This window comes from Ruegeria sp. BC7, from assembly GCF_056539165.1.
The window spans coordinates 181,196-193,135 of the sequence record NZ_JBQFUL010000002.1 but is presented as its reverse complement, the minus strand read 5'-3'; the positions used below and the strand labels follow the sequence as shown (position 1 = coordinate 193,135).

General features: G+C 58.2%; 11 protein-coding genes. 3 read left to right on the top strand and 8 right to left on the bottom strand.

Annotation, left to right across the window (positions count from 1 at the left end; translation table 11 throughout):
• Position 1: 1 nt before the first annotated feature.
• The 3 genes from zwf to ACR0KS_RS05925 all read right to left on the bottom strand — a co-directional run bounded on the left by zwf (position 2) and on the right by ACR0KS_RS05925 (position 5,112).
• A complete protein-coding gene (zwf, locus tag ACR0KS_RS05935) occupies positions 2–1,447 on the bottom strand; it encodes a glucose-6-phosphate dehydrogenase (RefSeq protein ID WP_170565539.1) in 1,446 nt (481 codons plus the stop codon).
• Positions 1,448–1,584: 137 nt separating this feature from the next.
• On the bottom strand, positions 1,585–3,828 hold the full coding sequence (ptsP, locus tag ACR0KS_RS05930; protein WP_170414379.1) for a phosphoenolpyruvate--protein phosphotransferase: 2,244 nt from the start codon (positions 3,826–3,828) through the stop codon (positions 1,585–1,587).
• Positions 3,829–3,873: 45 nt separating this feature from the next.
• Positions 3,874–5,112, bottom strand: coding sequence for an aspartate kinase (locus ACR0KS_RS05925; protein WP_170386410.1), 1,239 nt, complete (start codon positions 5,110–5,112; stop codon positions 3,874–3,876).
• 165 nt (positions 5,113–5,277) lie between these two features.
• Here ACR0KS_RS05925 and ACR0KS_RS05920 point away from each other — a divergent pair, with 165 nt between their 5' ends.
• Entirely contained in the window at positions 5,278–5,631 is a 354-nt protein-coding gene (locus ACR0KS_RS05920) for a hypothetical protein (RefSeq protein WP_170414376.1), read from the top strand.
• Here ACR0KS_RS05920 and ACR0KS_RS05915 read toward each other — a convergent pair.
• From ACR0KS_RS05915 to ACR0KS_RS05900, 4 genes are all read right to left on the bottom strand, one after another.
• On the bottom strand, positions 5,628–6,266 hold the full coding sequence (locus ACR0KS_RS05915) for an SDR family NAD(P)-dependent oxidoreductase (protein ID WP_170565542.1): 639 nt from the start codon (positions 6,264–6,266) through the stop codon (positions 5,628–5,630). The genes ACR0KS_RS05920 and ACR0KS_RS05915 overlap by 4 nt on opposite strands.
• A 2-nt stretch (positions 6,267–6,268) precedes the next feature.
• The gene (locus tag ACR0KS_RS05910) at positions 6,269–6,724 is read right to left on the bottom strand and encodes a DUF1178 family protein (RefSeq protein ID WP_170565545.1); all 456 of its coding nucleotides are present in this window, start codon (positions 6,722–6,724) and stop codon (positions 6,269–6,271) included.
• Between the two features lie 266 nt (positions 6,725–6,990).
• Complete coding sequence (locus tag ACR0KS_RS05905; protein ID WP_170565548.1) at positions 6,991–7,734, bottom strand: EcsC family protein; 744 nt, start codon at positions 7,732–7,734, stop codon at positions 6,991–6,993.
• A gap of 53 nt (positions 7,735–7,787) precedes the next feature.
• Positions 7,788–8,282 (bottom strand): GNAT family N-acetyltransferase, encoded by a 495-nt coding sequence (locus ACR0KS_RS05900; RefSeq protein WP_170565552.1) that lies wholly within the window; start codon positions 8,280–8,282, stop codon positions 7,788–7,790.
• Between the two features lie 72 nt (positions 8,283–8,354).
• On the opposite strand from ACR0KS_RS05900, the gene ACR0KS_RS05895 reads away from it, so the two are divergent.
• Entirely contained in the window at positions 8,355–8,960 is a 606-nt protein-coding gene (locus ACR0KS_RS05895) for a flavin reductase family protein (protein WP_170565554.1), read from the top strand.
• A 131-nt stretch (positions 8,961–9,091) separates the two neighbouring features.
• Here the strand turns inward: ACR0KS_RS05895 and ACR0KS_RS05890 are convergent, their stop codons facing one another.
• The gene (locus tag ACR0KS_RS05890) at positions 9,092–10,726 is read right to left on the bottom strand and encodes a SulP family inorganic anion transporter (protein ID WP_170414362.1); all 1,635 of its coding nucleotides are present in this window, start codon (positions 10,724–10,726) and stop codon (positions 9,092–9,094) included.
• Between the two features lie 280 nt (positions 10,727–11,006).
• On the opposite strand from ACR0KS_RS05890, the gene ACR0KS_RS05885 reads away from it, so the two are divergent.
• Entirely contained in the window at positions 11,007–11,879 is an 873-nt protein-coding gene (locus ACR0KS_RS05885; protein ID WP_170565557.1) for an S-methyl-5'-thioadenosine phosphorylase, read from the top strand.
• The last annotated feature ends 61 nt before the right edge of the window (positions 11,880–11,940 follow it).

The window sequence follows — 11,940 nt, the reverse complement described above, 5'->3', positions numbered from 1 at the left end:
ATTACCCTCCGATCTGACGCCAGCGGCGTCCATCGCGATGCATCAGCATCAATGCTTCTTCGGGCCCGGAACTGCCCTGATCATATTTGGACGGACGGTCGCCCCGATCTTCCCACCCCTGAATGATGGGATCGACCCAAGCCCATGCAGCCTCGGCCTCATCCCCGCGCATGAACAGGGTTTGATCACCCCGGATCACGTCCATCACCAGCCGCTCATACGCGTCCTGAGCACGCGCATCCGTGCCCAGCGCCTCAGCAAAGCTCATATCCAGCGACACATCTGACAGGCGGAACCCACCGGGACCGGGGTCTTTGATGGTGGTGCGCAGCGTGATGCCTTCGTCCGGCTGCAACCGGATGACCAGCACGTTGCCACGCAAGGGGCCGACATTGGGGAAAATCGTATGCGGCGGATCGCGGAAAAACACAGCGATTTCGGATTCGCGCGCACGCAGACGCTTACCGGTTCGCAGATAGAACGGCACTCCGGCCCAGCGCCAGTTGCCAAGATGCACCTTCAGCGCGATATAGCTTTCGGTCCGGCTGGCCGGGTTGCCGACGTGATCCAGGTAGCCGTCCCTCCCCTTGTCGGTGCGGTATTGGCCGCGCGCGATATCCGAGGGGTCCACGGGTTCCAACGCCTCGATAACCTTGACCTTTTCGTCTCGTACCGCATTGGGGGAAAACTTGGACGGAGGCTCCATCGCGGTCAGGCATAACAACTGAACAAGGTGGTTCTGCACCATATCGCGCATTGCGCCGGACTGATCATAGTAAGCCCCGCGCCCCTCAACGCCGACGGTCTCTGCGACCGTGATCTGCACGTGGTCAACATGGGTCGAGTTCCAGAGCGGCTCGAACAGAGAATTGGCAAAGCGCAGAGCCATGAGATTCTGGACCGTTTCCTTGCCCAGATAGTGGTCGATGCGATAAATCTGATGTTCTTCAAAACTGGCGCGCAACCCTTCGTTCAGCGCCTTGGCAGAAGCCAGATCATGTCCGAACGGTTTTTCCACCACAATTCGGCTGTCTGGTGTTGCCAGTCCGTTATCATTCAACCGCTGCGCAATGCCAGAAAACAGGCTGGGGCCCACAGACAGATAGAACGCGCGCACCACGTCAGGGCGCAATGTATCGGCAAGGTCCGCCCAACCTGAATCACCCAGCGCATCAACGGGGACATAGTCGACCCGGCTGAGGAACCGGTCCAATACGTCCGCTTTAAACTCGGGCGCATAGTTCTTCATTGACGCGCGAATCTGCTCTCGGAACGCATCACTGTCTATGTCCGACCGGGCTGTACCGATGATACGGGCGTCTTCGGGCATTTGGCCCACTTCAAACCGGTGATAGAGACCCGGCAAAATCTTACGCTGCGCCAGATCGCCCGTTGCACCGAACAACACAAGGTCGAACGGATTTACCGGAATTACGCGTGAAACCATCTGCAGGCTCCTTCAAATCTGACCCGAGCACCATAACATCGTCTACGCACAGCATGCATGATGCGGGTCATGTTATCGCTAACATTTGCGGTCTGAATAGGGAATGCAGACGCGGAAAGCAAGCCCGGATCAGACCATCACCCCTGATTTCGCAACCACTCCATGACCGATGGGCGAACGGATTGCTCTCCTCTGTGGCGTGCATCTGCAATGATCTTGCGCAACGATTGCAGATCCGCGCGCAACAGAACCGTTTTGACCGGTCCAATTGACGCCGGACGCATAGATAGCGACCTGATACCCATTGCGGCAAGGCACAGCGCTTCGACCGGGCGTCCCGCATCCTCACCGCAAAAGCTAAGTGGCGTATTGGAGATGTTGCAGCGCTCGACAATACGTTCGATGAAACTGAGAAAACTGACATTCAGAGTATCGTACCTACGGCGCACCAGTTCATTTTCTCGGTCAGCGGCAAAGAAGAACTGCTTTAAGTCGTTGCCCCCAATGGACACGAAGTCCACTTCGTCAAAGAACTTCTGCGGAGCGAAAGCCAATGACGGAGTTTCAAGCATTGCGCCCACTTCGATCTTTTCCGGCAGGACATGCCCCAGCCGCTTTTCGCGCTCGATCGTCTTGTTGACTTCCCACCGCGCTTCGCGGAACTCATCTGCCTGCGCCACAAACGGGAACATCAGCGTCAGGGGCCGGCCATTGGCCGCGCGCATCAGGGCTTGCAACTGCATCCGCATCACACCGCGCTTATCCAGTCCCACCCGAATCGCACGCCAACCCAATGCAGGATTGGGCTCTTCCACGTGCTTCATGTAGGGCAGAACCTTGTCCGAGCCGATATCCAGCGTTCGGAACACCACACGCTTTTCCCCTGCCGCGTCCAGAACGCGTTGATATTGTGTAACAAGTTCCGACCGCTTTGGCATTTGGTTTCGGATCAGGAATTGCAACTCGGTCCGGAACAGGCCCACGCCTTCGGCCCCGGAATTTCCCAGCGAAGGCAAGTCCGCCATGAGGCCGGCATTCATCACAAGATTGATGCGCTCCCCATCCCGAGTGACCGTCGGGGTATCCCGGATCGAGGCATATCGTTCCTGCGCCTTGGCCTGCATCGCGATCTTGTCACGAAACGCGCTGACGACCGTGTCTTCGGGCCGCAGATGAACGGTGCCCTGATCCCCGTCCACAAGAATATGATCGCCGTTCAGCGCCTCGGTCGTGATCCGACCGACATGCACCACCAGCGGAATCGCCAGCGCACGGGCCACGATCGTCGCGTGGCTACCGACTGATCCTTCCTCCAGCACGATCCCCTTCAGAGATCGGCCATATTCCAACAGATCGCCGGGGCCGATGTTGCGCGCAATCAGGATCGGATCGGGTGGTAGGTCCGCCCCGTTTGTACTGCCCTGCCCGGTCAGAATACGTAGCAAGCGGTTGCTGAGGTCGTCCAGATCGGCCAGCCTCTCGCGCAGGTAAGGATCGGTGACCTGCCCCATCCGTGCACGCGCCTGTGACTGTTCCTTTTCAACTGCTGCTTCGGCACTCAGGCCGCGAGCGATGTCCTCCTCCATCCGGCGCATCCAACCTTTTGAGTTGGCGAACATCCGGTAGGCTTCCAAGACCTGTAGCTGTTCGGTGTCCCCGTCCTTTGAAATCTCAAGCATCTTGTCGACGCCTACGCGCAGCTCATCCACCGCTTCGGTCAGGCGCTCGCGTTCCCGGTGGGGATCATCTGCGATCGGGTTTGTGACCACGACGCGTGGTTCATGCAGCCAGACATGCCCTTCGGCAGACCCTTCCTGCGCCGGGCCTCCCATAAGCTGCACAGACTGCTGGTGGCGCGGCGACAATGCGGCACCCTCGCCCACGAACGCACCCAGCTCGGCCATTTCAGCCAGAACCATCGCGACAACTTCAAGTGCATAGACCTCGTCAGCAGAGTATTCCCGTGCATCACGGGACTGCACGACCAGAACACCCAGTTTTTCGCCCAGACGCTGGATCGGCACACCGAGGAAGGACGAAAACCGCTCTTCGCCCGTTTCCGGCATGTACCGGAACCCCTTGGCCGAGGGCGCATCCGCTGTATTGACCACTTGGCCCGATTTGGCCACACGACCGACCAGACCTTCGCCCATACGCATCCGAGTCTTGTGAACCGCCTCGGGCGACAAGCCCTCTGTGGCGCACAGTTCGAGCGTATCCTCATCGCGGAACAGGTAGATCGAGCACACCTCGGCCTGAATGCTGTCAGCAATCAGGTGCGTTATCCGGTCAAGACGTTCCTGACCGGCGGCCTCGCTCGCCATTTCTTCGCGCAGCCGCCTCAGCAGCTTGCGGGATTCGGTTTCGGTGCCGTCCGCCATGGCCCACCCAGATTAGTGCGTCAGGCGAGACCTTGGCTGAAATGCTCAGGCCGCCTTGTCCAGTTCAAAGGCATCATGCAGTGCCTGAACCGCAAGTTCCATGTATTTCCTGTCCACAAGCACGGAAATTTTGATCTCAGAGGTTGTAATGACCTTAATGTTGATCCCCTCATCCGAGAGAATCTTGAACATTTTTGCCGCCACACCGGATTGCGACCGCATCCCGATCCCCACGACCGAGACCTTGCAGACGTCTTCATCCGCAACCAGTTCAGCGTAGTTCAGCTCACCAGCGTCCTTGATCGCCAACAAGGCCTTTTCCGCGCGCGCCACCTGATCGGTCGGGCACGAGAACGTCATGTCCGTGCGCCCTTCGTCCGAGATGTTCTGAACGATCATGTCCACATTTACGCCCTCATCGCTGAGCGCGGTAAAGATGGTCGAGGCGATACCGGGACGGTCCGCCACGGATACGACGGTCATCTTCGCTTCGTCACGGGAATAGGCAACACCGGCCACAACATTGGATTCCATGATATCCTCCTCATCGACGACCAGTGTACCGGCCTCGTCGGATTGTTCTTCAAAACTTGAGAGAACGCGCAGTTTCACCTTATAGCGCATCGCCAGCTCGACCGAGCGGGTCTGCAGCACCTTGGCCCCCAACGAGGCCAGTTCGAGCATTTCCTCGAACGAAATCCGGTCCAGCTTGCGCGCTTTTTCACAGATGCGCGGGTCGGTGGTATAGACGCCGTCCACATCGGTATAGATATCGCAGCGTTCGGCCCCAAACGCCGCGGCAAAGGCCACAGCGGTGGTGTCCGACCCACCCCGACCCAGCGTGGTGATACGCCCTTCGGGGCTGATCCCCTGGAACCCGGCGACGACGGCGACCTTCATACCCTCATCGAATTTCTGAGTCAGGTTCTCGGTCGGGATTTCCTCGATCCGGGCCTGACTGTGGGCGCTGGTTGTCATCAGCGGCACCTGCCAGCCCTGCCAGCTGCGTGCAGGGATATCCATCTCTTGCAACGTCAGCGCCATCAGACCGGCGGTCACATTCTCACCCGAAGACACGACCGCATCATATTCGCGCGCATCAAACAGCGGAGACGTCTCATTCACCCAGCCAACCAATTCGTTGGTTTTGCCCGACATGGCCGACACGATGACAATCACATCATATCCCTTGGCCACTTCAACGCCGATGCGTTTCGCCGCGCGGCGGATACGGTCAAGGTTGGCGACCGAAGTGCCGCCGAATTTCATCACGAGTACGGGCATGGGGGCTGGTGTCTCCGCGCCTTGGAATTCAGGTTCCGTGCGTCTTATGTCAGGGGGACCCCAAGGGCAAGTGTTCAAAACCGTTTAGGTCCTTGCCTTGGATTGCTTTACATCGGATCACAGGGGTGTCAGCTTGCCAGTGTCAGATTTCTCAAGAGGTTCTCCATGTCACGTTTCATCCTCGCTTTAGCTGTCCTTTCAACGCCCGCTCTGGCACAGGAAACTACGCTGGCCGGAACTGACGGCAAGAATTCCTTGGGCACCATTCCTTGCGCGACCGTTGCAGGCGACGCCCTGCGCAGCTGCAACGCCGAGCTCAGGCGGCGTGACGATGGCGGCGCAACGCTGGCCGTGGGCATGCAGAACGGTCAGGTGCGTAACATCTATTTTACGAACGGCATCCCGGATTCGACAAATTCCACCGCAAAGCTCAGCTATGAAACACGCGGCGACATCCTGGTCATCTTTGTTGAACCGGGCGAAGTCTACGAACTGCCCAAAGCTGCGTTGAGTGACTAATACGCGTGCGGCCGACCGTCATAGGTTTCAAAACACCCCGTCGTGTCCCGAGACAGGGCTGAAAAACGGTCAATCAAGCCATCTGCGGCCTCGTCCACGGAAATGGCGGCCGCCGCTCCGCCCATATCTGTCTGCACCCAGCCCGGATGGTAGATTCCCACAGCGATCCCGTCGCCACGCAGGTCTGCGGCCAGATTCCGACCCAGATTAAGCGCAGCCGCCTTCGATGCGCGATAGATATAGCTGCCCCCCGGCGCGTGCGTATGCGACGCCATTTGCGAGGAAATGATCGCAATTTTACCCTGCGACGCGCGTAGATTGGGCAACAGAGACTGAACGGTCAGGAAAACACCCGTCACATTGGCCGCAAAGGTCTGAGCCCACATCTCGGCGGGATAGCCGTCAATACCTTCCGCCTTGTCCAGATACACGCCAGCATTGCAGATCAGAAGATCAACGGGCCGATCGCCCAGTTGCGCAGACATCGCCGCGTGGTGGCCGGTGTGCGTTACATCCAGAACGACCTCGGCGCTGCCATCCCGCGCGGTTCCCGTCACGTCGTGGCCCTGCGCCCGATACCGATCTGCGAGTGTCTTTCCGATCCCTCGATTGGCTCCGGTAATCACGATATGCATGATCAGTTCGTCTTCCGGCTAGGCAGGAAAGGTAACGGAGCGACGGGCACCCCATCTTCGATCAGGGCTTTGGCCTCTTCCGGCTTTGCCTCGCCATAGATCGACCGCTCAGGCACGTCCCCCAGATGCATTTTCCGGGCTTCGCTTGCAAAGTCCTTGCCGACATAGTCCGAATTTTCTTCAACCTTGCGCCGCAGCTCGCTCAAAACCTGCTCAACATCCGGGGTTGGGCTTGCCATATTCACGGCTTCTTCGGATGGCGCTGTGGTTTCGGACCGCGCTTCAACACTGCGGGCAGAGCGAACGCGCGGGGTCATGATCGCCTTTTCAACCTGCGCATCGCCGCAAACAGCACAGGTCACCATACCAACAGCAGCCAGCTTGTCGTAAGCCGAGGCCGACTGAAACCAGCTATCAAAGGTGTGCCCCTTGCTGCATTTCAAAGCGTATTGAATCATGGTCCGTCCAGAGTTCGATTGCCAAATAGATACTGACCCGCAAACCAATAGCAAGGCCCGTTGAACCCGCGTCAGTGCGCAAAGAGCGCTACCTTGCGTAAAAACTCGGCGAGATCAAGCGAATGAACCCAAGCAGCGGCCTGTTGCTGCGAAAGCCACGCGCGCCGGCGTTCATGACATTCAGGATAGAGAAACTTCGTCGAGCGGACCGAAAGTGGAAACACGTCTGCCACATGAAGCGTTTTATTCCAAGAACTTAGGGATATTCACATGCGGGCCGCCAGCTTTCGGACCAGATCATCATGCGGAATATCGGCATCCAATGCCAAACGCCGCAAGCCAAAATGGACGCGTGCGATCTGTTGGTAATACCGGGTGTAGACAAAATTTGTCCCTCCGCCCGCAATCGCCCCCAGAACAGGGACAGACTGCGCAGCCAGTTTCTGACCCAATACAACGGATAATTTCGGCGCAACGGCAGCGATCAACCGCTGCATCGCGGGGCCAGTCAGGGTCAACCGTACCGAGAAAAATCCAAGATCCGCGCCATCATCAAAAGACAACGGACCAGCAGCGGACAATACGCGGACACAGTCGAATTTCACTCCATCCTCAGAAGGGTTGAACCCCTCTTGCGCGGCAGCCCCCTGAATGGCGCGCAACAACATGGTGGTCGTGGCTGGCAACTCCATCAAAGCGGTTGAGACGCCGCCAATTCCTCCGGCCGCACCCATCGCCGTTGTCAGCGCAGTGTTGACCCAAGGCTGCTGATCCGGCACAGCCCGGCGAGAGCTTTCTGCCGCGTGCATGGCAATCCACAGCGCCTGCTCGGTCGCCCCTGTTAAACCTTGCCTGACCGATGCCGGCAGTTGTTCCAACAGGGATTCAGCCGAGCCCCCGAGACTGTTCAGCAACTTGATACCCGGCCCTCCGGCAGACCTGTAGTAGCGGGCCAAGCGGTCAAGTTCGGCTTCGGCGTCCAGTTTTTCGACAAGAACCACGTCCTGCATCCGTTCCCTCCTGCCCTAAAAACATTGGAACTTACCTTTGCAGATTCAATAGCTCACCGCGTCCAACGTGTAACTGGACCGGTCACACCACGCCAAACACCCGGCTCCAGTTCCGCGCCCAGAACGCGGTCAGGGTTGGTAGGAGGCGGCATCTCCACCCCATTCAGACGCGAGAATCCAAAGCGCGCGTAATAGGGGGCATCTCCGACCAACATGACCCGCTGCCAGCCCATGTCGCGCCCGGCCTGCAACCCCTCGTGGATCAGGAAACCGCCAAGCCCCTCACCCTGATGGGTTGGGTGAACTGCGACCGGCCCCAACAGCAACGCGTCATCACTTCCCACATGAACGGGCCAGAACCGGATCGCCCCCGCCAGAATACCCTGCGCGTCGCGTGCCACCAAAGACAGCCCGGACACCGGCGGAACATCATCGCGCAGGCGATAAGACGACAGTGCCTCGCGGCCGGGCGCAAAACACAGGTCATAAAGCGCCTCAACCTCCCACCAATCGTCCGGCTCTTCCGGCCTGATCCCGAATTGCTGCACGCCTGCCCTCTTTTCCTTGCTGGAATTTGGCCTAACACTTCGTTACGCCTTGGGCAAATGCTTGGAGACCATATGTTCTATCGCCCCGAAGATGGCCACGGCCTGCCACACAACCCCTTCAATGCTATCATCACCCCCCGCCCCATCGGATGGATTTCTTCGCGTGATGTCGACGGGATAAACAACCTTGCGCCCTACTCGTTCTTTAATGGGGTCGCCTACACGCCCCCACAGGTCATGTTCGCAACGACAGGCACAAAGCACGATCAGGACAGCGGAAAAGATAGCGTCGCCAATATCGAGGCAACAGGGTTCTTCTGTGTCAATGTCGTTGCCCACGCGCACAAGGACGCAATGAACGCCAGTTCAGCAGGGCTCGCGAAACACGTTGACGAATTTGAGCACGCGGGTCTTGCCTCGATAGAATGCGAAACGATCCCTTGCGCCCGTGTTGCGGACGCGCCTGCAGCGCTTGAATGCAAACTGACGCAAATCGTCACCCTCCCAGGAGCGTCCAACCGCGTTGTGTTCGGAGAAGTTACCGGCGTGCATCTCAGGGACGATTGCTTGAAAGACGGTAAGTTTGACGTAACGACGTTCCAGCCGCTCGCCAGGCTTGGATATCGGGACTATTCAGTCGTAACCGAGTTGTTTTCGCTGAATCGCCCTGATGATTGATGGCGCAGGGGGCGCTGCCCCCGCCACCCTTCGGGTGACTCCCCCGGGATATTTTCAGCCAGATGAAGTACGGATCCCCAGCTTCATCTGGCCCCAAATATCCCGGAGCGCGAGGCAGAGCCTCGCAAAACTCAGTGGCCGCCGAGAACACCGGTACGCACTGAGTAGTCGACGGCAAGCTCGTAATCTGGGTCATCGTCACTGTCGATCATGAGGTGACCGGCCTTGTTGAGCAGCTTGTGGCAGTCGCGGCTGAGGTGACGCAGCATGACGCGCTTGCCTGCCGCTTCATACTTAGCCGCAATATTTTCTATCGCTTGCAGCGCTGATTGATCCACGACACGGCTTTCGGCAAAGTCTACAATTACGGTTTCCGGATCGTTCGGAACGTCAAACAATTCGACGAACCCATCCGACGATCCAAAGAACAGCGGTCCTTGGATTTCGTAGACTTTCGCACCCTTTTCTGTTGCGGATTCGCGGGTAATCGCATGGATGCGTTTGGCGTTGTTCCAAGCATAGGCCAGCGCCGAAACAATCACGCCTACGACAACAGCAACTGCCAAGTCCTCCATAACAGTTACGACTGTAACCAGGACAATGACAAAAGCGTCCATAAGGGGCACCTTGCGCATGATATTGAACGAGTTCCACGCGAAGGTTCCTATAACGACCATAAACATCACGCCGACCAGTGCCGCCAGCGGGATTTGCTCGATCAGGGGCGAGGCGAACAGGATGAACACAAGCAGGAACAGTGCGGCCGCGATACCAGCGATGCGGGTCCGGCCGCCAGACTTTACGTTGATCATAGACTGCCCGATCATGGCGCAACCACCCATACCGCCAAAGAACCCCGTGGTCACATTCGCCACGCCCTGTGCGATACATTCTTGCGATGCTCCGCCCCGTTTGCCGGTAATTTCGCCAACCAGGTTCAAGGTCAACAAAGACTCGATCAAACCAATGGCCGCCAGAATGACGGCATAGGGCAGAATGATCTCAAAAGTTGCCCAATTCAGTGGCACCATGGGGATGTGGAATGCGGGAAGGCCGCCTTCGATCGAAGCCAGATCGCCCACACGCGGTACCTCCAAGCCAAGGCCGATGACAAGCGCGGCAACGACGACGATTCCAGCCAGCGGCGCCGGGACAACGCGCGTAACGCGCGGCATGATCCAGATCACGGCCATTGTCAGCGCGACTAGCCCAAGCATCGTATATAGCTGCATTCCAGACAGCCATTCACCACCGCTCATTCCGTGGCCCGTGTTTTCCATTGTGCCGGGCACTTTGAACTGGCCCAACTGAGCCAGAAAGATCACAATAGCCAAGCCGTTCACAAAGCCCAACATCACGGGATGGGGCACCAGCCGGATGAAACGCCCCCAGTGCATAGCCCCAGCTATCACCTGAAGGATGCCCATTAGTACAACGGTTGCGAACAGGTATTCCACGCCGTGCTCTGCCACCAGCGCCACCATCACAACGGCCAGCGCGCCAGTCGCGCCCGAGATCATACCGGGCCTGCCACCAATCAGCGCTGTGATCAAACCGACCATAAATGCCGCGTACAAACCTACCAGCGGGTGAACACCTGCGACAAACGCAAAAGCGACCGCTTCGGGGACCAGCGCCAAGGCAACGGTCAAGCCCGACAGAAGCTCAATCCGCAGACGCGAGGCAGTAAGCCCTTCGTCCGGCACCCAGCGCAGGTCGGGTTTCGCAATACGTGAGGCAAAGCTGGCCAGCATAGCTCGGGGCATGAGTGGGTCCTGTAGATTGGTCTGTTCGCGCGAAAGGGGTCTTCTACCCGTGATCCGGCCCCTGAGCCACCGCAGCAGGCGGGAGGCTGCCATGCAATCTGTGCATACCTTAGACTTTTCATGCAATACCCCCAGTGTTATTTTGCGCGACAAACCGCCTTGGAGGGGACATCGCCGGGCACGCAACTTGTTGAACACCAACTTGCTGACATTGTTACTTGCCAAATCTGGCGACCGAGCGCACAAATCCTTGAACACGCACCATAATCGGAGAAATTCAGTGAACCAAACCAAGATTGCCGTCATCGGCGGATCAGGCATCTACGACATCGACGGGTTGCAGAATGCGGAATGGGTCACGGTTGAAACGCCTTGGGGTGAACCGTCGGATCAAATTCTGACAGGATCACTGAACGGCGTTGAGATGGCCTTCCTTCCGCGCCACGGCAGAGGGCATGTGCATTCCCCGACCGAGGTGCCGTATCGCGCAAATATCGATGCATTGAAACGATTGGGCGTAACCGATGCGATCTCGGTTTCGGCCTGCGGGTCGTTTCGCGAACATATGGCACCGGGCGATTTTGTGATCGTTGATCAGTTCATCGACCGGACATTCGCACGGGACAAAAGCTTTTTTGGAACCGGATGCGTCGCCCATGTCAGCGTCGCCCATCCGACCTGCCCGCGCCTGTCAGATGCCTGCGAAACTGCCGGCAAAGCCGCAGGTATCACCGTTCACCGTGGAGGCACTTACCTGGCAATGGAAGGGCCGCAGTTCTCGACCCTCGCCGAATCCAAAATGTACCGCGAACAGTGGGGCTGCGACGTGATCGGAATGACCAATATGCCAGAAGCGAAGCTCGCTCGTGAGGCCGAGATTTGCTATGCGTCCATCGCCATGGTCACTGACTATGACAGTTGGCACCCCGACCATGGAGAGGTCGATGTGACAGCCATCATAGCCACGCTGACCGGCAACGCAGAGAAAGGCCGCGCGCTGGTCAAACAGTTGCCCGCCCTGCTGGGCACGGACCGGTCCCTGTGTCCGCATGGCTGCGATCGGGCGCTTGAATACGCGATCCTTACAGCACCGGAAAAACGGGATCCGGCGCTACTTTCCAAACTGGATGCGGTTGCCGGGCGAGTTCTCTGAAACCGCTAGGATCACACCGGGATGTGGTTTGCAAAGCAAGCGGCCAGCCCGCCATATCCCG

Coding starts and splice junctions, on each gene's coding strand:
- zwf (WP_170565539.1), bottom strand. CDS start 1,447: ATGGTTTCACGCGTAATTCCGGTAAATCCGTTCGACCTTGTGTTGTTC.
- ptsP (WP_170414379.1), bottom strand. CDS start 3,828: ATGGCGGACGGCACCGAAACCGAATCCCGCAAGCTGCTGAGGCGGCTG.
- ACR0KS_RS05925 (WP_170386410.1), bottom strand. CDS start 5,112: ATGCCCGTACTCGTGATGAAATTCGGCGGCACTTCGGTCGCCAACCTT.
- ACR0KS_RS05920 (WP_170414376.1), top strand. CDS start 5,278: ATGTCACGTTTCATCCTCGCTTTAGCTGTCCTTTCAACGCCCGCTCTG.
- ACR0KS_RS05915 (WP_170565542.1), bottom strand. CDS start 6,266: ATGCATATCGTGATTACCGGAGCCAATCGAGGGATCGGAAAGACACTC.
- ACR0KS_RS05910 (WP_170565545.1), bottom strand. CDS start 6,724: ATGATTCAATACGCTTTGAAATGCAGCAAGGGGCACACCTTTGATAGC.
- ACR0KS_RS05905 (WP_170565548.1), bottom strand. CDS start 7,734: ATGCAGGACGTGGTTCTTGTCGAAAAACTGGACGCCGAAGCCGAACTT.
- ACR0KS_RS05895 (WP_170565554.1), top strand. CDS start 8,355: ATGTTCTATCGCCCCGAAGATGGCCACGGCCTGCCACACAACCCCTTC.
- ACR0KS_RS05890 (WP_170414362.1), bottom strand. CDS start 10,726: ATGCCCCGAGCTATGCTGGCCAGCTTTGCCTCACGTATTGCGAAACCC.